The 19,254-nt window shown below is 74.0% G+C and carries 20 protein-coding genes; 5 read left to right on the forward strand and 15 right to left on the reverse strand.

Translation table 11 applies throughout. From position 1 onward, the window contains the following. Positions 1–25 precede the first annotated feature (25 nt). From ACWDD9_RS08100 to cseB, 4 genes are all read right to left on the reverse strand, one after another. Positions 26–2,584: an ABC transporter permease gene (locus ACWDD9_RS08100; RefSeq protein ID WP_449811128.1), complete on the reverse strand. Its 2,559-nt coding sequence runs from the start codon at positions 2,582–2,584 to the stop codon at positions 26–28. A gap of 65 nt (positions 2,585–2,649) precedes the next feature. Further along, positions 2,650–3,384, reverse strand: a complete 735-nt coding sequence (locus ACWDD9_RS08105; RefSeq protein WP_074001196.1) for an ABC transporter ATP-binding protein — start codon at positions 3,382–3,384, stop codon at positions 2,650–2,652. Between the two features lie 168 nt (positions 3,385–3,552). Beyond that, a complete protein-coding gene (locus ACWDD9_RS08110) occupies positions 3,553–4,851 on the reverse strand; it encodes a HAMP domain-containing sensor histidine kinase (protein ID WP_449811129.1) in 1,299 nt (432 codons plus the stop codon). 5 nt (positions 4,852–4,856) lie between these two features. Further along, positions 4,857–5,528 (reverse strand): two-component system response regulator CseB, encoded by a 672-nt coding sequence (gene cseB / locus ACWDD9_RS08115; protein WP_234348271.1) that lies wholly within the window; start codon positions 5,526–5,528, stop codon positions 4,857–4,859. A gap of 880 nt (positions 5,529–6,408) precedes the next feature. Between cseB and ACWDD9_RS08120 the strand changes: the two genes are divergently transcribed. Further along, the gene (locus ACWDD9_RS08120; protein WP_074000941.1) at positions 6,409–7,053 is read left to right on the forward strand and encodes a TIGR03085 family metal-binding protein; all 645 of its coding nucleotides are present in this window, start codon (positions 6,409–6,411) and stop codon (positions 7,051–7,053) included. A gap of 77 nt (positions 7,054–7,130) precedes the next feature. On the opposite strand, the gene ACWDD9_RS08125 is transcribed toward ACWDD9_RS08120, so the two are convergent. Both ACWDD9_RS08125 and ACWDD9_RS08130 read right to left on the reverse strand, forming a co-directional pair. Continuing rightward, a complete protein-coding gene (locus ACWDD9_RS08125) occupies positions 7,131–7,721 on the reverse strand; it encodes a PASTA domain-containing protein (RefSeq protein ID WP_449811130.1) in 591 nt (196 codons plus the stop codon). Further along, on the reverse strand, positions 7,721–8,260 hold the full coding sequence (locus ACWDD9_RS08130; protein WP_255357401.1) for a SigE family RNA polymerase sigma factor: 540 nt from the start codon (positions 8,258–8,260) through the stop codon (positions 7,721–7,723). The genes ACWDD9_RS08125 and ACWDD9_RS08130 overlap by 1 nt, the downstream gene beginning before the upstream one ends. 219 nt (positions 8,261–8,479) lie before the next feature. Between ACWDD9_RS08130 and ACWDD9_RS08135 the strand changes: the two genes are divergently transcribed. Then, positions 8,480–9,259, forward strand: a complete 780-nt coding sequence (locus ACWDD9_RS08135) for a VOC family protein (protein WP_375873978.1) — start codon at positions 8,480–8,482, stop codon at positions 9,257–9,259. Positions 9,260–9,330: 71 nt separating this feature from the next. Here the strand turns inward: ACWDD9_RS08135 and hisF are convergent, their stop codons facing one another. From hisF to hisD, 8 genes are read right to left on the reverse strand one after another with little or no spacing between them, the layout of a single operon-like run. Continuing rightward, positions 9,331–10,101, reverse strand: a complete 771-nt coding sequence (gene hisF / locus ACWDD9_RS08140; protein WP_049650364.1) for an imidazole glycerol phosphate synthase subunit HisF — start codon at positions 10,099–10,101, stop codon at positions 9,331–9,333. Continuing rightward, on the reverse strand, positions 10,098–10,661 hold the full coding sequence (locus ACWDD9_RS08145; RefSeq protein ID WP_380776779.1) for a RidA family protein: 564 nt from the start codon (positions 10,659–10,661) through the stop codon (positions 10,098–10,100). Before ACWDD9_RS08145 ends, hisF begins: the two co-directional genes overlap by 4 nt. Further along, positions 10,658–11,383, reverse strand: a complete 726-nt coding sequence (priA, locus tag ACWDD9_RS08150) for a bifunctional 1-(5-phosphoribosyl)-5-((5-phosphoribosylamino)methylideneamino)imidazole-4-carboxamide isomerase/phosphoribosylanthranilate isomerase PriA (protein WP_107086387.1) — start codon at positions 11,381–11,383, stop codon at positions 10,658–10,660. Before priA ends, ACWDD9_RS08145 begins: the two co-directional genes overlap by 4 nt. Positions 11,384–11,402: 19 nt before the next feature. Continuing rightward, on the reverse strand, positions 11,403–12,038 hold the full coding sequence (hisH, locus tag ACWDD9_RS08155) for an imidazole glycerol phosphate synthase subunit HisH (RefSeq protein ID WP_049650366.1): 636 nt from the start codon (positions 12,036–12,038) through the stop codon (positions 11,403–11,405). A gap of 31 nt (positions 12,039–12,069) precedes the next feature. Continuing rightward, positions 12,070–12,207, reverse strand: coding sequence for a hypothetical protein (locus ACWDD9_RS08160; RefSeq protein WP_049650367.1), 138 nt, complete (start codon positions 12,205–12,207; stop codon positions 12,070–12,072). Between the two features lie 11 nt (positions 12,208–12,218). Beyond that, positions 12,219–12,812: an imidazoleglycerol-phosphate dehydratase HisB gene (gene hisB / locus ACWDD9_RS08165; RefSeq protein ID WP_049650368.1), complete on the reverse strand. Its 594-nt coding sequence runs from the start codon at positions 12,810–12,812 to the stop codon at positions 12,219–12,221. Positions 12,813–12,816: 4 nt separating this feature from the next. Further along, positions 12,817–13,917 carry a histidinol-phosphate transaminase gene (locus ACWDD9_RS08170; protein WP_449811131.1) on the reverse strand — a complete coding sequence of 367 codons (1,101 nt, stop codon included), beginning with the start codon at positions 13,915–13,917 and terminating at the stop codon, positions 12,817–12,819. 5 nt (positions 13,918–13,922) lie between these two features. Beyond that, positions 13,923–15,257: a histidinol dehydrogenase gene (gene hisD / locus ACWDD9_RS08175; protein ID WP_375873980.1), complete on the reverse strand. Its 1,335-nt coding sequence runs from the start codon at positions 15,255–15,257 to the stop codon at positions 13,923–13,925. 91 nt (positions 15,258–15,348) lie between these two features. On the opposite strand from hisD, the gene ACWDD9_RS08180 reads away from it, so the two are divergent. The 3 genes from ACWDD9_RS08180 (at position 15,349) to ybaK (ending at position 18,277) form a co-directional block, all read left to right on the forward strand. Next, on the forward strand, positions 15,349–16,929 hold the full coding sequence (locus ACWDD9_RS08180; protein ID WP_449811132.1) for an oxidoreductase: 1,581 nt from the start codon (positions 15,349–15,351) through the stop codon (positions 16,927–16,929). Between the two features lie 75 nt (positions 16,930–17,004). Further along, positions 17,005–17,742 (forward strand): LON peptidase substrate-binding domain-containing protein, encoded by a 738-nt coding sequence (locus tag ACWDD9_RS08185; protein WP_181970799.1) that lies wholly within the window; start codon positions 17,005–17,007, stop codon positions 17,740–17,742. 40 nt (positions 17,743–17,782) lie between these two features. Continuing rightward, on the forward strand, positions 17,783–18,277 hold the full coding sequence (ybaK, locus tag ACWDD9_RS08190; RefSeq protein ID WP_074000932.1) for a Cys-tRNA(Pro) deacylase: 495 nt from the start codon (positions 17,783–17,785) through the stop codon (positions 18,275–18,277). A 92-nt stretch (positions 18,278–18,369) separates the two neighbouring features. Here the strand turns inward: ybaK and ACWDD9_RS08195 are convergent, their stop codons facing one another. After that, positions 18,370–19,182, reverse strand: a complete 813-nt coding sequence (locus tag ACWDD9_RS08195) for a hypothetical protein (RefSeq protein ID WP_449811133.1) — start codon at positions 19,180–19,182, stop codon at positions 18,370–18,372. Positions 19,183–19,254 lie beyond the last annotated feature (72 nt).

Here is a 19,254-nt window from a genome sequence, read left to right on the forward strand (position 1 = left end):
GCGATTGCCGTGCCGGGGCCCGGGGTCACGCCTCCGCGACGGCTTCGAGCGGCTTCAGGGCGGCTGCCCGGCGGGCCGGTACGGCGGCGGCGAGAGCGCCGACCGCGAGGGACAGCAGGCAGACGAGGAGCAGGGTCCCCCAGGGCAGCGCCAGGGAGTACTGCTTCACCGCGCCGTTGGCCAACGCTCCGACGGCCCAAGCGCCGAACAGGCCGCCGGCCAGGCCGAGCAGGGTGCCGAAGCCCGCGACGGTCACCGCTTCCAGGCGGATCATCCGCCGGACGCCCGCGCGGTCCATGCCGATGGCGCGCAGTACACCGATCTCGCGGGTTCGTTCGGCGACCGAGATGGCCAGGGTGTTCACGATGCCGAGCCCCGCGATCACGACGCCGATGGCGAGCAGCCCGTACATCAGGGTGAGCAGGTTGCCCATGGTGCCCGCGGCCTCGCGGACGAGTGCGGGCCGGTCCTGCACCTTCAGCAGCGGGTTGTTGCCGACGGCGGCACGCAGCCGGTCCTCGGTGGCGGGGGAGACCGAGCCGGGGTCGGTGCGGACCAGGATCCGCTGGACGGAGTCCGGCAGGAAGCCGTCCTGCTGCACCTCGGCGCGGGCGCCGAGGGCGTCGTGGGCGGTGGGATTGTCCTGGTAGACGCCCACGACGGTGTACTTGGCGAAGGTCCGGCTCCGGCCGATGGTGGCGTCGACCTGGCTGCCGGTGCTCAGGCCGCTCTCCCGGGCGATGGTGCTGGAGACGGCGATCCGGCCGGGCCCGAGGTCCTTCGCGGAGCCGCTGAGGAAGTCGAGCCTCATGACGTCGTCCACGGAGTCGGGGTCGACACCGGAGATGTCACGGACCCGGCCGCCGATGAACAGGACGGAGTCCGCGACGGCGCTCGCGGCCCGCACCCCGGCGGTGTGGGCGACTCGCTGGACGGCGGCCGGGTCGACGCCGGTCGTGGTGGTGCGGGTGCTGATCACGTATTCGGCGCCGAGGCCGGCCGCGGCCTGACGGTCGAGCGCCTGCCCGGTGGAGTTGCCGATGACGGCGAGGCCGGTCACCAGCGCGGTGCTGACCAGCAGGGTGGCGGCGGTGGCGGCGGTGCGCCGCGGGTCGCGCAGCGCGTTCTGCTGTGCGAGGTGGCCGGTGATCCCGGAACGGCCGGTCAGGCGGCCGATCAGCCGGATCGCCGGGCCCACGAGTAGCGGCGCCAGCACGATCAGGGCGAGGACGAGGACGCCGCAGCCGAGCATCGCGCCGCGCAGGTTCCCCTCCGAGGCGTCCTTCGCGCCGGTGAGCGGGACGAGCAGGCCGACGCCCAGGGCGAGGAGGGCGAGCCCCGCGACGGCGCGGACGCGGAACCGGCCGGCGGGCGGCTGCTGCGCCGTACGCAACGCCTCGACGGGTGCGACGCGTGCGGCCTTGCGGGCAGGCAGCCAGGCGGCGAGCACGGTGACCCCCACCCCGACGCCGAGCGCCGCCAGGACGGGGCGCGGGCCGATGACCAGCGGGCCGTCGGGCAGCAGGTCCCCGCCGGTGCTCAGCAGGCCGGGCAGGACGGCGGCGATGCCGAGGCCGAGGACGAACCCGGCCGCCGAGGCGGCGAGCCCGACCAGGACGGCCTCCACGAGGACGGACCGGACCACCTGACGGCGTGAGGCTCCGATCGCCCGGAGCAACGCGATCTCCCGGGTGCGCCGGGTGACGAGCATGGTGAAGGTGTTGATGACCAGGAAGGACCCGATGAACAGCGCGATTCCGGCGAAGACCGTCGGCATCTTCTGGTGGCCCCGCGTCAGGGTGCCGACGTAGACCGCCTGTTGGGCGGCCCGGGCGGCGGCGGTGGTGACCTCGGCCCTGTCGGGCGGGAGCACGGTGGCGACCCGCCGGGCGAGTTCGGACTGGCCGGTGCCGGCCGCGGCGGACAGGTCGATCGCGGTGTAGTGGCCCGAAGTGGCGAACAGCCGCTGGGCGGTCGCCCGGTCGAACAGGACGAGGGTGCCGCCCGCGAGCACCCGGGTGTCCGTGGTGGTGACGACGCCGACGAGCCGCATGGTCATGGCCGGGCCGTCGGTGGCCAGCGTGACCGAGTCACCGACGTGCAGGTGCCCGGCGGCAGCGGTGCCGCTGTCCACGGCGATCTCGTCGCCGCCAGCCGGGGCACGGCCAGCGGCGAGGGGGTGGCGGCGGTCCTCGCCGTCGGGGCCGGGTACGTAGGCGGCGGCCGGGTTCGCGCCCGGCCTGACCCGCAACGGGGTACCGTCCGCCGCGTTCAGGGCGGCCCGGCCGTCGACGGACGGCCGCACGGCGGCGACACCGGGGACGGCGGCCAGTCGCCGGGCGAGCGCGTCGTCGAGGACGCTGTCCGGCTGGTCCGCGGCGGACCCGGCCGGGGCCTGTCGTGCGGTGACGGTGACCGCGATGTCGGCGAAGTTCCTCGACGCGGCGGCGCGGTAGGCGGCCGCGGCCGAGTCCGCGAAGACGAGGGTGCCGCTGGCGAATGCGACACCCAGGCAGACCGCGAGGACGGTCATGACCAGTCGGGCCTTGTGCGCCAGGACGTTGCGCACGGCTGTTCTCAGCATGGGTTCGGCTTCCGGGGGCGTGGGAGGGACGGGGCATGGGAGCGACGGGGATGTGCGGGCGCGGGTCAGCTGGTGCGGGCGCGGGTGTCGAAGCGCTTCATGACGTCGAGGACCCGGTCCGGGGTGGGGCGGGTCATCTCGTCGACAAGCCGTCCGTCGGAGAGGAACACCACGCGGTCGGCGTAGCCGGCGGCGACGGGGTCGTGGGTGACCATGACCACGGTCTGGCCGAGTTCGCGCACCGAGTCGCGCAGGAAGCCGAGGACCTCGGCGCCGGAGCGGGAGTCGAGGTTGCCGGTGGGCTCGTCGCCGAAGACGATCGCGGGCCGCGAAGCGAGGGCGCGGGCGACCGCGACGCGCTGCTGCTGACCGCCGGACAGCTGCGCGGGCCGGTGGTCGAGGCGCCCGGAGAGGCCGACCATGGAGACCACGCGGTCCAGCCACTGCCGGTCGGGGTGGCGGCCGGCGATGCTCAGCGGCAGCGTGATGTTCTCCAGCGCGGTCAGCGTCGGCAGCAGGTTGAACGCCTGGAAGACGAAGCCGATCCGGTCGCGGCGCAGCCGGGTCAGCGGCCGGTCGCGCAAGGAGCCCAGCTCGGTGGTGCCGATGCGGACGCCGCCGGAGGTGGGGGTGTCGAGCCCGGCGGCGCAGTGCATCAGAGTGGACTTGCCACAGCCGGAGGGGCCCATGATCGCGGTGAACTCGCTCTCCCGGAAGCCGATGCTGACCCGGTCCAGGGCCACGACCCGGGTGTCGCCGCTGCCGTAGACCTTCGTCAGGTCGGTGGTGGCGGCCGCGATCCCGGGGGCCGGGTTCGGCGGGTACGGGGTGAGGGGGACGGTGGTCACGGGGACTCCTCTTCGGTGCGGACGGTGCACTTCGAAGGGTGTCCGGGCGACGTATCGGGACCCGCGCCGGCGTGTATCGGCGTCCGCTCCGCTTCGTAGCGGTTCCGCGGAGCCGGGCGGTCAGGCCGGCAGGCGCAGAGTGGCGACGGCCCCACCGTCCGGGGCGTTGTCCAGGCGAAGCTCGGCGCCGAGCAGCCGAGCCTGTCCGAGGGCAATGGTCAGGCCCAGGCCGTGGCCCGAACCGCGCCCGGCGGCGCCGCTGTGGAAGCGACGCGGGCCGTGGAGCAGCAGGTCCGCCGGGAAGCCGAGGCCGTGGTCGCGCACCACGACGGTGCGGCCCTCGACGGTGACCCGCACCGGGGCCCGTCCGTGGCGGTGGGCGTTGACGACGAGGTTGCTGACGATCCGTTCCAGGCGGCGCGGGTCGGTCTCCACGGTCGTCGCGTCCTCCGAGCGGTGCGCGTCCTCCGGGCCGTACGCGGCGGCCGGGCCGTGCGCGGCGGCGACGGTGACCTCGGCGTCGAGGCCGGTGCGCGCCACGGCATCGGCGACGACCTCGCCGAGCGGAACCCGGGCGCGGACCGGCTGCTCGGCCCCGGCGTCCAGGCGGGAGATCTCGAGGAGGTCCTCGACCAGGGCGCGCAGGTCGCGCACCCTGGCGCGGAGCAGGTCCTCGGTCTCGCCGGGCGGCAGCAGGTCGACGGTGACCAGCAGGCCGCCGACGGGTGTGCGCAGCTCGTGAGCCACGTCCGCGGTGAACTGGCGCTCGGTGCGCAGCCGCCGGCCGAGGCTGTCGGCCATGAGGTCGACGGTGGCCGCGATGTCGGCGACCTCGTCGTTGCCCCCGGTGGGCCCGGTCCGGGCATCGAGGTCACCGGCGGAGATCCGGACCGCGGTTTCGGAGACCTGCCGCAGCCGACGGGCGACCAGCCCGGCGCCGTAGACGGCCAGAGGCGTGGCCGCCGCGAGCGCGACCAGCGACGCGACGGTCATGGTCAGGTCGAGCCGGTGCAGTCCGTAGAGTTGCGGGCCCGTGTTGACCCGGACGGCGAGGACCGGGCTGCCGGGGCCGGCGGTTCGCTGGGCGGCCCAGACGCTCGGCCCGAGGGGTCCGTCGACCCGCCCGTCGTAGACCGTGTGCCGGGCGTCGTCGGCCGGGTGGCGCAGCTCGGCGGGCAGCTCGGCCGGGTCGAGTCCGGCTCCGTCCGCCAGGGTTCCGGTGCGTCGGTAGACGTCCATGGCCGAGTACACGGCGTTGAAGGCCTGCGCCTCGGCCCGGCTCCGGATGTCGCGGGCGGTCCACAGGTGCACGAGCACGCCCACCGCCGCCACGACCAGGCAGGCCGTGGCCGCCGCCAGCGCGGCGATCTTCCACCGCAGGGACGCCCGGGCCGGCCGCGGCCGGCGGAACCCGCGCACCGGGCTCAGCGCCTGAACTTGTAGCCGAAGCCGCGGACCGTCTCGATCCGCTCCCGCCCCAGCTTCCTGCGCAGCCGCTGCACGCACAGGTCCACGACCCGGCTGTCGCCGTCCCAGCCGTAGTCCCAGACGTTGCGCAGCAGGGTGTGCCGCTCCAGAACCACGCCCGGGTGTGCGGCGAACTCCAGGAGCAGCTTCAGCTCGGTCGGGGTGAGCGCCACCGGTTCTCCGGCGACGGCCACCTCCAGTCCGGCGGTGTCGAGGCGCAGGTCCCCGAACACCAGCACCTCCCCGTCGGCGGGCGGCGCCCCGGCAGTGACGCGCTCGGGCTGAGAGGCGGCGGACGGCGTGTAGGTGGCCCGCCGCAGCAACGAGCGGATGCGTGCGACCAGCACGTAGGTGTCCACGGGCTTGACCACGTAGTCGTCCGCCCCGGCCTCCAGGCCGGCGACGACATCGAGCCCGTCGCCACGGGCGGACATCATCAGGACGGGTACCAGGCTGGTCTCCCGGACTCTCCTGCACAGGCCGATCCCGTCCAGCCCAGGCAGCATCACGTCGAGGATCAGCAGGTCGAAACTCCCGTCACGGAAGATCTCCAGCCCGCTCAGACCGTCGGCGGCGGCCGCCATCTCATAGCCGTAACGTTCCAGCGCGACCGTGAAGGACCGGCGCATCAGATCGTCGTCCTCCACCAGCAGCACGCGGACCGGGCGCGAGGAAGCCCCAGCCGGGGCGGAAGATGACACGGGCGGATGGCTCCTGTTCGAACGGTCCGGTGACCAGCCGACTGCCCACGGGACGGCAGCCACAAGGGGACGATACGGCAGGCACCGAACACGCCCCCGGCGCGCGGCAGGACCTGCGACGCCATTCCCACACCCCCTCTCCTACGCGAAACCCCAGGTCATCCCAGGTGCGATCGGCCCGACCACCGAGGGGGGCCGCCGTACTCCCGCACCCTGTCCGCCCCTTCGCACGGACCGGCGCGCCCATTCGATGGACAACCAAGCGCTCCCTGATACCCACCCGATACAGAACCCCGTCGGCCCCGGCGACACCCTCCCGACCACGACCCGGGAGGAGTCGGCCGGCTGCCCGACCGACGGCTCCGTGGTCTCGGTTCGGGCTTCCGTCCCGTCAGGGCTTTGATCCGCCCAATCGCGCGGGGCGGCCGTGTGCGTGGTGTCGGGCCAGTCGCGGTTGCGGGGCCGGGCCCGGGGTGCCTCAATGGCCCCGGCGGCGACCACCGCCTGCGGGCGAGGAGGGCGGACATGCCACGGGTCGCGGTGAACGGCGTCGAGCTCCTCTACGAGGTGGACGGGGACGGCGAGCCGCTGGTCCTGGTGCACGGCTCGTGGGGCGACCACGGCATCTGGGGACCGGTCCTGCCCGCCCTCGCGCAGAAGCTCCGGGTCCTCGCGGGCGGAGCCGGCGGTACCAGGAGCACAGCGAGACCTGCTCCAAGCGGTGTTCGGAGGGCCCGCATCCGAACGGGTCGGCGCTGCGCCGCAACCGACCGGGCCCGGTGGGCAGATGAGCCCATAGGCTTCCACCATGTCGAACCATGCCCTCGCCGAACGCCACCGGCTCGCCCAACTCCTCACCGCTGCCGGGCCGGACGCCCCCACCCTCTGTGAGGGGTGGACGACCCGGGATCTGGCCGCGCACCTGGTGGTCCGGGAGCGGCGGCCCGATGCGGCGGCGGGGATCCGGGTCGGGGCGCTGGCCGGCTGGACGCGGCGGGTGCAGGACGGGTACGCCGAGCGGCCGTACGAGGAGTTGGTGCGGCTGTTCCGGGCCGGGCCTCCGGTCTACTCGCCGTTCGCCCTGCCCGGCGCGGACGAGGCGGCGAACACCGTCGAGTACTTCGTCCACGCCGAGGACGTGCTGCGCGCGGCCGACGACTGGACCCCGCAGCCCGTCCCGCCCGGCCGGGCCGAGGCCCTCTGGCGCCGTCTCCCCATGATCGCCCGCCTGGAGGCCGGCCGCCGCTCCCCCGTCCGGCTGGCGCTCGTCCACCCCGACGGCCGTTCCCTCACCGTCGGCCCCGCCGGCTCCCCCACCGTCCGCCTCACCGGCGAACCCGCCGAACTCGTGCTCTTCACCTACGGCCGGGGCGCCCGGACCACCCTCACCGTCGACGGCGACCCCGACGCCCTCGAAGCCCTCCGCCACGTCCTGCCGCTGCCCCCGAAGTAGCAGAGCAGCGGAAGCCGGTGTGGCCTCTCGGCATGCCGAGGGGCGACGCTCGCGGGCGGGACCGCGGGCGCGGGCGGTCAGCTTCCGGGGCGGCCCTTGGAGATGAAGAGCTGGACGGGGGTGTCCGTCGCCGTGGTGTGCCCGGGCAGGGGCGCGGAGTTGATGACCGAACCGGCGGGCAGCTTCCAGTCGGTGAGTTCGTGGACCTCGTAGTGCAGTCCGGCCGCGTCGAGCAGCCGGGTGGCGGCGTCCCGGGTCAGGCCGGCGACCGGGGGGACGGTCACGGTCGTGGCGCCGGGTGCGGGCGGGGCGACGGGGGACGGGGTGCCTTTGGTCGCGGAAAGGGAGGAAGGGGAGGCGGAGGGGGACGGGGGCGCGGAGTGGACGGCCGGGGCCGGCGCGGTCCCGGCCGGGCGGTCGCCGCCGCTCGGCGATCCGGGCAGGAGCAGGGCCGCGCCCGTGGCGATGGCGGCCACCGCCGCCACGGCCGCGGCCCCGGTGAGGGCGGTGCGCCGGCGGACCGTGCGCCGGATTCCGGCGGCGTCGATCACGGGGGTGGCGGTGGTGTCGGCGAACAGGGTCATGGCGGCGAGGAGTTCCTTGTCGAAGTCGGAGTCGGGGTCGGGCCCTGGGGTGGGGACGGGGTCCTGGGGCGGGAAGCGGATCATCACGCACCTTCACGCGGGGTCGACGACGCGGACGGGGCGTCCTGCCTGGGCAGCGCGGCCCGCAGTTTCGCGAGCCCGCGGGAGAGTTGCGAGCGCACGGCGCCCGGGGAGATGTCGAGGGTCTGCGCGATCTCCCGGTCCCCCAGGTCGTGGAGGTAGTACAGGACGACCACGGTGCGCATCCCCATCGGCAGGGTGTGCAGCGCCGCGACGAGTTCGGCGCGCAGTTCCACCGACCGGTAGGCGTCGCGGGGGTCGGGGTGTTCGACGGCGGGCTCCGGCGCGGGGCGCTCGCCCGAGCGGTGCAGGCGCCGCCAGCGGTCGTTGGCCAGGTTCACGAGGATCCGGCGCACGTACGCCTCGGGCACCTCGGCGCGCGCGACCCGCCGCCAGTGCCGGCAGGCCCGTTCCAGGGCCTCCTGGACGAGGTCCTCCGCGGTGTGGGCGTCCCCGGTGAGCACGTACGCCGTGCGGAACAGCGCGCCCGAACGCTGTTCCACGAACTCGACGAAGTCGATCCCGGGACTGCCCCTGCGCAGCCTCACCCGTGGCCTCACTCTCTGCCGCCGTCTTTTCCACCCTCTTGACGGCGCCCGCCCGCCGGCTGCTGCACGGCGGGCGGGGAAGTGACGCGGCTCACAGCGGGCCCCGGCGGCCTCCCCCGGCTGCGGATGTCAGACCCCGGGTGCAGACTCGCAGGTGGCCGGGGTCCGACCCGGGCACGCCCGGCCGTCCCTCCGTCGAAGGGCACCCCGCACATGCTCACCACCGACTTCCCCATCGGCTCGCCCTGCTGGATCGACCTGGGCAGCCCGGACATCCCCGCCACCGCCGGGTTCTACAACCAGGTGTTCGGCTGGACGTTCCTGGAGATCCCCGGGACCGGCGGCTACGGGTTCGTCCAGCTGGACGGCAGGACCGTCGGCGCCATCGGCCACCTCGACCAGGGCGCGCGGTCCGCGTGGACGACGTACTTCCGCACCGCCGACGCGGACGCCACCGCCAAGGCGGCCGAGCAGGCCGGCGCCGGCGTCCGGGTGCCGCCGTCGGACGTCATGCAGGAGGGCCGGTTCGCCGCGCTCACCGACCCGCAGGGCGCCGATTTCGCCGTCTGGCAGGCGGGGAGCACCAAGGGGCTGGACGCGGTGTCCGAGGAGGGCGCCCTGGTCTGGGCCGAGCTGCACACCTCCGCCCCGGACGTCGCCTTCGCCTTCTACGAGAAGCTGTTCGGCTGGCGGGTGGAGAACTTCGAGCCGTCGCCGGGGATGAGCTACCGGGTGGTCTCCACCGCCGAGGGCGACCAGCAGGCGACCAGCTTCGGCGGCATCGCGCCGACCATGGCCCCGGCGCAGCCGTCCGCCTGGACGCCGTACTTCGCGACCGCGGACGTGGACGCGCGGGTGGCCAAGGCGACGGCGGCCGGCGGCTCGGTGCTGATGGGGCCCGAGAACGTGAAGAACGTCGGCCGGATCGCGTGGGTCGCGGACCCGAACGGCGCCCCCTTCGCGCTGATCAAGGGCGACCCGAACCAGGCCTGAGCGAAGGAACAACGGACACGGTGCCTGTTCGCGTTCGCAAAACGCGCTCGCGAACAAGCACCGCGAAGAACTCACCGCACCGGGTGCCCGGCCTCCCGCAGCGCGCCCTTGACCTCGCCGATCCGCAGGTCCCCGAAGTGGAACACGCTGGCGGCCAGCACCGCGTCCGCGCCCGCGTCGACGGCCGGCGCGAAGTCCGCGAGCTTGCCCGCGCCGCCGGAGGCGATCACCGGCACCGAGACGCTCTTGCGCACGGCCCGGATCAGCTCCAGGTCGTAGCCGTCCTTGGTGCCGTCCGCGTCCATCGAGTTGAGCAGGATCTCGCCCGCGCCCAGTTCGGCGGCGCGGCCCGCCCAGGCGACGGCGTCGAGCCCGGTGCCCTGCCGCCCGCCGTGGGTGGTGACCTCGAAGCCGGACTCGGTCTCCGTCCCGGGCGGGCAGCGCCGGGCGTCCACCGAGAGCACCAGGACCTGCCGCCCGAACCGCTGGGCGATCTCGCGGACCAGCTCCGGCCGGGCGATGGCCGCGGTGTTGACGCCGACCTTGTCGGCGCCGGCCCGCAGCAGCTTGTCGACGTCCTCGACGGCCCGGATGCCGCCGCCCACCGTGAGCGGGATGAAGACCTGTTCGGCGGTGCGGCGGACCACGTCGTAGGTGGTCTCCCGGTCGCCGGAGGAGGCGGTGATGTCGAGGAAGGTCAGCTCGTCGGCGCCTTCGGCGTCGTAGAGCTTGGCCATCTCGACCGGGTCGCCGGCGTCGCGCAGGTTCTGGAAGTTGACGCCCTTGACCACCCGCCCGGCGTCCACGTCCAGGCAGGGGATGACACGTACTGCGAGGGTCACGGCTGTTCGCCTTCCACAACTTCCAGGGCTTCCGAGGCTTCCGGGACGTCCGAAACTTCCGGGGCGTCCGGGATTTCCGGGGCTTCCAGGGTCTTTGCCAGTCCGGACCGGTACGCGTCGAGTTCGACCTCGACCAGCATCCGGGAGTCGATCAGCCCGTCGACCACCACCATGGTGGCCACCGGGCGTGCGGCGTCGAAGAGTTCGCGGTGGGCGCGGCCCACCTCCTCGGCGTCGCGGACGTGGGTGATGTACATCCGGGTGCGGACCACGTCGTCGGTGGTCAGACCGTACGCGGCCAGGGCGGTGAGCCCGACGCCGAACGCGGCGAGGGTCTGCCGGTACGGGTCGCCCTCGTGCTCGATCCGGCCGTCCACCCAGGCGGTGGAGCCGGCCACGTGCACGTGGTCGCCCGCGGCGACGGCCCGGGAGTAGCCGAACTCGTCCTCCCACGGGGAGAATCCGCCGACCCGACCGGCCACGACCCGACCGGCCACGACCTGCCCGGCCTCGCCCCGACCGGCTACGACCTGCCCGCGTACGATCCGACCGTCCGTCATCCTGAAACCGCCTCCAGGGCCTCTTCGAGGGTGAACTTCTGCTCGTAGAGTGCCTTGCCCACGATGGCGCCCTCGACACCCTCGCCCACGAGCGAGGCGATCGCGCGCAGGTCGTCGAGCGAGGAGACGCCGCCGGAGGCGACCACGGGCCGGTCGGTCGCGGCGCAGACGTCGCGCAGCAGCTGGAGGTTGGGGCCGGTCAGGGTGCCGTCCCGGTTGACGTCGGTGACGACGTAGCGGGCGCAGCCCTCCGCGTTCAGCCGGGCCAGCACGTCGAAGAGCTGGCCGCCGTCGCGGGTCCAGCCGCGGCCGCGCAGGGTGGTGCCGACCACGTCCAGGCCGACGGCGATCTTGTCGCCGTGCTCGGCGATGGCCTTGGCGACCCACTCGGGGGCCTCCAGGGCGGCGGTGCCGAGGTTGACCCGGGTGCAGCCGGTGGCGAGCGCGCGGGCGAGCGACTCGTCGTCGCGGATGCCGCCGGACAGCTCGACCTTGACGTCCAGCTGTCCGGTGACCTCGCGCAGCAGCTCGTAGTTGCTGCCGGTGCCGAAGGCGGCGTCGAGGTCGACCAGGTGCAGCCACTCGGCGCCGGCGTTCTGCCAGGCGAGGGCGGCGGCGAGCGGCTCGCCGAAGGAGGTCTCGGTGCCGGAGGCGCCCTTGACCAGGCGGACGGCCTGGCCGTCACGGACGTCGACGGCGGGCAGCAGTTCGAGGCTCATCAGAGATCCAACTCTCAGAAAGTCAGAGGGTGTTGACCCAGTTGGTCAGCAGGGCGGCGCCGGCGTCGCCGGACTTCTCGGGGTGGAACTGGGTGGCCCACAGCGGGCCGTTCTCGACGGCCGCGACGAACGGCTGCCCGTGGGTGGCCCAGGTGACCAGCGGCGGGTTGATCCGCGCGCTGTGGGTCTCCAGCTCCCAGTGCCGCACCCCGTAGGAGTGCACGAAGTAGAAGCGGGTCTCCGGGTCGAGGCCGGCGAACATCCGGCTGCCCTCGGGGACGTCCACGGTGTTCCAGCCCATGTGCGGGACGACGGGGGCCTCCAGCGGCTCGACGACGCCCGGCCACTCGTCGCAGCCGGCCGTCTCCACGCCGTGCTCGACCCCCTTCTCGAAGAGGATCTGCATGCCGACGCAGATGCCCATGACCGGTCGGCCCCCGGCGAGCCGGCGGCCGATGATCCAGTCCCCGCGGACGGACTTGAGCCCGCGCATGCAGGCCTCGTAGGCGCCCACGCCGGGGACGAGCAGGCCGTCCGCGGCCATCGCGGTGTCGTAGTCGGAGCTGACCGTGACGTCCGCCCCGGTCCGCTCCAGGGCGCGCTGCGCGGAGCGGAGGTTGCCGGAGCCGTAGTCGAGGACGACGACGTTCTTGCCCATGTTCAGGTGTCCAGTCTCTCTACGGCGGGTGTTACAGGCGCATGAGGCCGGAGGCCAGGCACATCACGGCGCCGAAGGCCAGCACCAGGATGACGCTCTTCGACTGCTTCTGCTTCCAGAAGGAGATGACTCCGCCGGCCAGGAAGAGGCCGACGAAGATGAGGATCATCGCAGTATTGCTCACAGCGCACCCTTGGTGGACGGGAGGATTCCGGCCGCGCGCGGGTCGCGCTCGGCGGCGTAGCGCAGCGCCCGGGCCAGCGCCTTGAACTGGCACTCCACGATGTGGTGCGCGTTGCGCCCGTACGGCACGTGGACGTGCAGCGCGATCTGCGCCTGGGCCACGAAGGACTCCAGGATGTGCCGGGTCATCGTGGTGTCGTACGAGCCGATCATCGGGGCGATGCCCTCGGGCTCGGTGTGCACCAGGTACGGCCGGCCGGAGAGGTCCACGGTGACCTGGGCGAGCGACTCGTCCAGCGGCACCGTGCAGTTGCCGAAGCGGTAGATGCCCACCTTGTCGCCGAGCGCCTGCTTGAAGGCGGCGCCGAGCGCGAGGGCGGTGTCCTCGATGGTGTGGTGGGTGTCGATGTGCAGGTCGCCGTCGGTCTTGACGGTGAGGTCGAACAGGCCGTGCCGGCCGAGCTGGTCGAGCATGTGGTCGTAGAAGCCGACGCCGGTGGAGATGTCGGTCCTCCCGGTGCCGTCGAGGTCTATCTCGACCAGGACCGAGGTCTCCTTGGTGGTGCGCTCGACGCGTCCGATGCGGGACATGGGGTTAGAACTCCTTGATCACAAAGCGGACGGCGTCCAGGAAGGCGTCGTTCTCGGCGGGCGTGCCGGCGGTGACGCGCAGCCACCCGGGGACGCCGTTGTCGCGGACCAGGACGCCCTGGTCGAGGATGGCCTGCCACACCGCGTGGGTGTCGGCGAAGCGGCCGAACTGGACGAAGTTGGCGTCCGAGTCGGTGACCTCCAGGCCCATCCCCCGCAGCGCGTCGACCAGCCGGTCGCGCTCCTGCTTGAGCCGCCCGACGTACCCGAGCAGGGTGTCGGTGTGCTCCAGGCAGGCCAGCGCGGTGGCCTGGGTGACGGCCGACAGGTGGTACGGCAGGCGCACCAGCTGGACGGCGTCCACCACGGCCGGGTCGGCGGCCAGGTAGCCCAGGCGCAGCCCGGCCGCGCCGAAGGCCTTGGACATGGTGCGGCTGACCACCAGGTTGGGGCGGCCCTCGATCAGCGGCAGCAGCGAGGCGCGGTGCGAGAACTCGACGTACGCCTCGTCCACCACCACCAGGCTGGGCCGGGCGGCCTGCGCGGCCTCGTACAGCCGCAGCACGGTGTCGGCGTCCACGGCGGTGCCGGTCGGGTTGTTGGGCGAGCAGATGAACACCACGTTCGGCCGGTGCTCCGCGATGGCGGTGACGGCGGCGTCCACGTCGATGGTGAAGTCGTCGTTGCGCGGGCCGGAGATCCAGGCGGTGCCGGTGCCCCGGGAGATCAGCGCGTGCATCGAGTACGAGGGCTCGAAGCCGAGCGCGCTGCGGCCGGGGCCGCCGAAGGTCTGCAGCAGCTGCTGGAGCACCTCGTTGGAGCCGTTGGCGGCCCACACCTGCTCCCGGGCGACCGGGAAGCCGGTGGTCTTCCCGAGGTACGCGGCGAGGCCCTCGCGCAGCTCGACCGCGTCCCGGTCGGGGTAGCGGTTCAGCCCGCGGGCGGCCTCGGCGACGCGCTCGGCGATCCGGGCGACCAGCTCCTCGGGCAGCGGGTACGGGTTCTCGTTGGTGTTCAGCTGGACGGGCACGTCCAGCTGCGGCGCGCCGTACGGGGACTGGCCGCGCAGCTCGTCCCGGATCGGCAGGTCGTCGATGCGAGTCATGGCGGTCACGCTCCCGGAACCGTCCAATCGCTGTGCCAGTTCTGTTCGTCTCCGACAAAACGTGCCTTGATGGCGTCCCCGTGCCCCGGCAGGTCCTCGGCGTTCGCCAGGTTGACCACGTGCGCGGCGACGTCCGCCAGCGCCTCCCGGTCGTACTCGACGACCTGGACGCCGCGCAGGAAGGTCTGCACCGACAGCCCGGAGGAGTGGCAGGCGCAGCCGCCGGTCGGCAGCACGTGGTTGGAGCCGGCCGCGTAGTCGCCCAGCGAGACCGGGGTCCAGCGGCCGATGAAGATCGCGCCGGCGTTGACCACCCGGGCGGCCACCGCGTGGGCGTCGCGGGTCTGGATCTCCAGGTGCTCGGCCGCGTACGCGTTGACCACGGCGAGGCCCTGCTCCAGGTCGTCGACCAGGATGATGCCGGACTGCCGGCCGCCGAGCGCCTCGGCCACCCGCTCGCCGTGCTTGGTCCGCGCGACCTGTACGGCCAGCTCGGCCTCGACCGCGTCGGCGAGCGCCGGGGAGTCGGTGACCAGCACCGAGCCGGAGGTCGGGCCGTGCTCGGCCTGGCTGATCAGGTCGGCGGCGACGTCGGACGGCAGCGCGCTGTCGTCGGCGAGGACGGCGATCTCGGTCGGGCCGGCCTCGGAGTCGATGCCGATCCGGCCGGCGAAGTAGCGCTTGGCGGCGGCGACGTAGATGTTGCCGGGGCCGGTGACCACGTTCACCGGCGCGCACTCCTCGGTGCCGAGGGCGAACATCGCGACCGCCTGGGCGCCGCCGACGGAGTAGACCTCGTCCACGCCGAGCAGCGCGCAGGCCGCCAGGATGGCCGGGTGGACGCTCCCCCCGAACTCCTTCTGCGGCGGCGAGGTGACGGCGATGCCCCGGACGCCCGCCTCCTGGGCCGGCACCACGTTCATCACCACGGAGGACGGGTAGACCGCCAGCCCGCCCGGCACGTACAGGCCGACCCGCTCGACCGGCACCCAGCGCTGGGTGACCGTGCCGCCCGGCACCACCTGGGTGGTGTGCCCGGTGCGGCGCTGGTCGGCGTGCACGGCGCGGGCCCGGCGGATCGACTCCTCCAGGGCGGCCCGGACCTTCGGGTCCAGCGTCTCCAGGGCCTCGGTCAGCTGCTCGGCCGGGACCCGGGTCGACTCCAGCCGGACGCCGTCGAAGCGTTCGGTGATCTCGATCAGCGCCGCGACCCCGCGATGGCGTACGTCCTCGGCGATCGGCCGCACCTTCTCCAGGGCGGCCGCGACGTCGAACTCGGCACGGGGCAGCAGGTCACGCGGGTCGTCCAGCGAGCCGCGGAGGTCGATTCGAGAGATCACGCCACCCAGTGTAAGGAGTGGCCGGAACCCCTGGTCCCGCATTTCAGTCCGTGATACGAAAGGCGAGACGACCGGGGGGACGGGGAAAACCATGGCGGAGCGCGCTCCAGAGGGCTGGACGGACACGGAACGCGCGCTCTGGGAGGCCTACCGCCAGGGCGAGATCCTGGACCTCCGCAGTGGCGAAGCCAACACCGACGACCCCTTCGGCGACGCCCCCTGGGGCCCCGACCGCACCGTCCGCGCCGAGGTGCTCGCCCATCTGCTGCTGGTAGGACCGGAGCCCGCCCCCGGGCGGGTCGCCTCGCTGCGGTTCAGCGGCGTCCTGGTCACCGGCGCGCTCAACCTGGCCGGGGGCGCCATCGACGACTACGTCGAGCTGCACGACTGCCGCTTCGCGCACAAGATCCTCATCTCCGAGGCGGCGGCCTCCACGCTGCGCTTCGTGAACTGCCTGATCCCCCGGCTGGAGGCCTCCCGGCTCTCCACCACCGGCGACCTCCACCTCGCCCGCTGCCGCGTCCCCGACGGCATCCGGCTCACCGACGCCCGGATCGGCACCGACCTGCTGCTCAACCAGACCGTCGTCGGCGGCGACCGCCACGGCCGCGCCGTCTCCGCCGACGGGATCACCGTCAACCAGGACTTCGAGGCCGAACGCCTGGAGACCCGGGGCGAGCTGAGCGTGCGCACCGCCCGGATAGGCGGCCGGCTCTCGCTGCGCGGCGCCCAGCTGCGCGCCGACCGGCGGCACAATCCCACCTGCCTCAACGCCGTGCGGGTCACCGTCGGCCACACCCTCTACCTGACCGGCTCCGCCGACCTCGGCTGGGTCGGCTCCCGCGGCTACTACGGCTCCGGCTACGGCGAGAACCCGCCGCCCGACGGGCCCGTCACCCCGTTCCGCGCCTTCGGCCGGGTACGGCTGTCCGACAGCCGCTTCGACGGCGCCTGCCTGGTCTCCGGCGAGTTCCACCTGGAGGGCGAGGACGAGCTCTCGCTGCGCCGCATCCACACCCCGGAGCTGCGCTTCACCTGCAAGGTCCGCCCGACCGGCACCGTCTCGCTCTCCCGGGCCCGGGTCGGCAACCTGGTCGACACCCCGGAGGCCTGGCCGCTCGGCAAGCACCTGGGCCTCACCGGCTTCGTCTACGAGAACCTGCGCCCGGTCGGCGCCTTCCCCGTCCAGCAGCGGATCGCCTGGCTGGAGGGCTCCTCGGTGGACTTCCAGCCCGAGTCCTACGAGCAGCTCGCGGCCGCCCTGCGCCGCGACGGCGCCGACGACGACGCCCGCGAGGTGCTGTACGCCAAGCAGCGCCGGCGCCGCCGCACCCTGCCGCTGCCGGCCCGGGTCTGGGGCGCCGTCCAGGACGCGACCGTCGGCTACGGCTACCGCCCGGGCCGGGCGGGCCTGTGGCTGCTGCTCGCCTGGGTCCTCGGCAGCCTCTGGTTCGCCACCCACCCGCTGGATCCGCTCAAGGCCGACGAGCGCCCGCACTGGAACCCGGTGCTGTACACCCTCAACCAGCTGCTGCCGATCGTGGACCTCAACCAGGGCGGCTGGAACCCCGGCGGCCTCACCCAGTGGATCTCCGCCGGGCTGGTCGTGGTCGGCTGGCTGCTCGCCTCCACGGTCGTGGCCGGCGCCACGCGGATGCTCCAGCGCGGTTGAGCCCTCCGGTGGACGGGCCCGGCGAGCGGCCGGGCCCGTCAACCGTGCGACAAGGCCCCCGTCCGGGGAACTACGCTGTCCGCCGTGACAGAACGGCTGCCGCTCTTCCCGCTGAACACCGTGCTCTACCCGGGCCTGGTGCTGCCCCTGAACGTCTTCGAGGAGCGCTACCGCCGTCTCGTCGCCGATCTGCTCGAACAGCCCGAGGACACCCCCCGGCGGTTCGGCGTGCTCGCGATCAGGGACGGCCGGGAGGTCGCCCGGGTCAGGCCCGAGGAGGGCCCGGCCGGTCCGCTGGACGGCCTCGGCACCGTCACCGGGGACCCGCTGGAGGCGGTCTTCCAGGTCGGCTGCGTCGCCGACATCGCCTCCGTCCAGCACCAGCCGGACGGCCGCTACGAGCTGCTGGTCACCGGCACCACCCGGTTCCGGCTGCGCTCGGTGGACGTCTCCGGCCCGTACCTGACCGGGGAGACGGAGCTGATCGAGGAGCGCCCGGGCGAGGGCTCCGGCGCGCTGGCCTCCGAGGTCGAGCGGGCGTTCCGGGTCTACCAGAAGCGCCTGGCCGGCGCCCGCGAGGCGAGCACCGTCGGCCACCAGGAGCTCCCGGACGACCCCCAGGTGCTCTCCTACCTGGTCGCCGCCGCCTCGGTGTTCGAGACCCCGGTCAAGCAGCAGCTGCTCGCCTGCCCGGACACCGCCCAACGGCTGCGCGCCGAGCTCGACCTGCTGCGCCGCGAGTCGGCCGTCCTCAGCTGGCTGCCGTCGCTGCCCGCCGTCGACCTCACCCGCCAGTCCTTCAGCCCGAACTGACCGAGGACCCCAAGGACCTCAAGGACCCCGAGGACCCCGCATGGCCAAGAAGACCAGGAAGGGCGGCCAGGGCACACCCGCCACCGTCGCCCTGGAAACCGCAGCCGTCCCGTTCACCGTGCACGCCTACGACCACGACCCGGCCGCCGCCTCCTACGGCGGCGAGGCCGCCGAGGTCCTCGGCATCGCCCCCGAGCGGGTCTTCAAGACCCTCGTCGCCGACGTGGACGGCACCCTCACCGTCGGCGTGGTCCCGGTCGCCGGCCAGCTCGACCTCAAGGCCCTGGCGGCGGCCGTCGGCGGCAAGCGCGCCGCCATGGCCGACCCGGCCGCCGCCGAGCGCAGCAGCGGCTACGTCCTCGGCGGCATCTCCCCGCTGGGCCAGCGCCGGCCGCTGCGCACCGTCGTCGACGTCAGCGCGCTCGGCCACCCCACCGTCTACGTCTCGGCGGGCCGCCGCGGCCTCGAAGTCGAACTGGCCCCCACCGACCTCGTCGCCCTCACGAGGGCCGACACCGCCCCCATCGCCCGCTGAGCCCCCTCTCCGGGGGAACGCCCCTCCCCGGGGAAAAGCGAGGGCGCGGGGCCGGTGCGGGACGACCCGCACCACCCCGCGCCCGACCACGCTCAGCGCTCCGTACCGCTCCCCGGACCGTTTCCGGCGCCGCTCCCCGCACCCGGCCCGGCCCACGGCCCGGTCGGTGCCTCCGCGGAGGGCCCCGCCGAGGGCCCCGTCGGGGGCATCACCGGGGGCCCCGCCAACGGAGCCTGCGCCAGCGGAGCCTGCGCCACCGGCGCCCAGTACGGCGGCGGGTCCTCCTCCCGCTTCCCGAACGCGGCCGAGAGCAGGAGCAGCACCACCATCGCCGTCATCGGCCAGACCAGCAGCGCCCCCAGCGCCCCCAGGTCGATGCCCGCGTCGAAGTGCCCGCCGTTGCCGACCCGCCGGGCCTCGCCGATCAGGTCGCCGCTCGGCCCGAGCCACCGCCCGATCCGCCAGGCCCCGATCGATCCGAGCAGCCCGCCGACGGCCAGTCCCAGCGCGACCGCGATGCCGCCGCCGCGCCGCCGGGTCACCAGGAAGGCGCCGAGCGCGGTCAGGATCCCGGCCCCCAGGCCGATCAGCACGAACACCGCGTCGGCCCCGGCCCGCTGCTCGCCCTCGGGGTCGGCGTAGAGGATGCGGTCGCCGTCCACCAGCAGCGGCACCTTCGGCGCCAGCCAGGCCCACAGCCCGGCCATCACCAGACCGGCGACCAGGCAGGCGACCACGACACCCGCCCCGACCCGGACCTCCGGCAGCAGCCGCCGCCCCAGCGGAATCGTCCCGTGCCCGAGGGCGGTGGCCCCGTACGGCGGCGCGAACGGGTCGGGCGCTGCGTCCGGCACCGCCTGCACATCGGCGGGCGCGGGATCCGGAGGTGTGTTCGGTACGGTCACGCGCCCCATCGTTTCACGACGGCCACCCGGACGACCCACCCGTACCCGCCACCGTGCCCACCGGTCGTGGGC

The organism is Kitasatospora sp. NPDC001119 (assembly GCF_053598475.1).

What these genes read in the sequence shown, in the direction of transcription:
- ACWDD9_RS08180 (WP_449811132.1), top strand. Translation starts at nt 15,349, where the DNA reads ATGGCGGAGCGCGCTCCAGAGGGCTGGACGGACACGGAACGCGCGCTC.
- ACWDD9_RS08145 (WP_380776779.1), bottom strand. Translation starts at nt 10,661, where the DNA reads ATGACGGACGGTCGGATCGTACGCGGGCAGGTCGTAGCCGGTCGGGGC.
- ybaK (WP_074000932.1), top strand. Translation starts at nt 17,783, where the DNA reads ATGGCCAAGAAGACCAGGAAGGGCGGCCAGGGCACACCCGCCACCGTC.
- hisH (WP_049650366.1), bottom strand. Translation starts at nt 12,038, where the DNA reads ATGGGCAAGAACGTCGTCGTCCTCGACTACGGCTCCGGCAACCTCCGC.
- ACWDD9_RS08100 (WP_449811128.1), bottom strand. Translation starts at nt 2,584, where the DNA reads ATGCTGAGAACAGCCGTGCGCAACGTCCTGGCGCACAAGGCCCGACTG.
- hisB (WP_049650368.1), bottom strand. Translation starts at nt 12,812, where the DNA reads ATGTCCCGCATCGGACGCGTCGAGCGCACCACCAAGGAGACCTCGGTC.
- ACWDD9_RS08160 (WP_049650367.1), bottom strand. Translation starts at nt 12,207, where the DNA reads ATGATCCTCATCTTCGTCGGCCTCTTCCTGGCCGGCGGAGTCATCTCC.
- ACWDD9_RS08125 (WP_449811130.1), bottom strand. Translation starts at nt 7,721, where the DNA reads ATGATCCGCTTCCCGCCCCAGGACCCCGTCCCCACCCCAGGGCCCGAC.
- cseB (WP_234348271.1), bottom strand. Translation starts at nt 5,528, where the DNA reads ATGCGCCGGTCCTTCACGGTCGCGCTGGAACGTTACGGCTATGAGATG.
- ACWDD9_RS08170 (WP_449811131.1), bottom strand. Translation starts at nt 13,917, where the DNA reads ATGACTCGCATCGACGACCTGCCGATCCGGGACGAGCTGCGCGGCCAG.
- ACWDD9_RS08135 (WP_375873978.1), top strand. Translation starts at nt 8,480, where the DNA reads ATGCTCACCACCGACTTCCCCATCGGCTCGCCCTGCTGGATCGACCTG.
- ACWDD9_RS08120 (WP_074000941.1), top strand. Translation starts at nt 6,409, where the DNA reads ATGTCGAACCATGCCCTCGCCGAACGCCACCGGCTCGCCCAACTCCTC.